The organism is Aquibium carbonis, assembly GCF_003970795.1.
Taxonomy (GTDB): Bacteria; Pseudomonadota; Alphaproteobacteria; order Rhizobiales; family Rhizobiaceae; genus Aquibium; species Aquibium carbonis.
The window spans coordinates 1-677 of sequence record NZ_RWKW01000158.1; the positions used below are offsets into that span (position 1 = coordinate 1).

The 677-nt window shown below is 70.8% G+C and carries 1 protein-coding gene; it reads left to right on the forward strand.

Going from position 1 to position 677, the window contains the following annotated elements:
* Positions 1-110: 110 nt before the first annotated feature.
* A partial coding sequence (locus EJC49_RS25055) for an energy-coupling factor transporter transmembrane component T family protein (protein ID WP_126702654.1) occupies positions 111-677 on the forward strand: 567 nt, incomplete at its 3' end.

A 677-nucleotide genomic window follows, 5' to 3' on the forward strand; every position in this document is an offset into this window, starting at 1 on the left:
CCAGTCGCTGGTGGCGATGCTGGCGCGCCATCTCGACGACGAGGAAGACCTGATCATCCCGCGATCCTCGACCTCGGCGCCTGGGCCGATGCCGGCGCGGAGGCGGCGACATGCTGAGCGCGCTGCACCCGCTGCCCAAGCTGGTGGTCTGCCTCGCCTGGATCGCGGCGTCGATCCTCGTCTTCGACGCGGTGTTCCAGATCGCGACCGTCCTGATCGCCGCGCTGGCGCTGATCCTTGCCGAACGGCGCTCGCCGCTGCTGGTGCTGGCGCTGATGGTGCCCTTCGCGCTGTTCGGCTTCGGCTTCCTCACCACCTCGGTGCTGTTTCGGCAGGAGAGCGACTTCGCGGTGAGAATGTCGGCCGAAACGCCCTTCGGCGGCGCCACACTGTCGGCCGGCATCGTCCTGTTCCTGCGGGCGATCGCCTGCGGCATGGTCTCGGCGCTGTTTGCGCTGACGACCGATCCCGGCCGGCTGATCAAGGCGCTGATGCGCTCGTGGCGGCTGCCGGCCTCGATCGGCTACGCGCTGTTTTCGGCACTTCATCTGGTGCCCGACCTTGCAGGCGAGGCGCGGCAGATGCGGCTGGCGCGGGCCATGCGAAGGGGCCGGCCGCCGCGGCGCATCCCCGGCCCCGGCGAGGCCGCGTCGCTGGTGGTGCCGCTGCTCGCCTAC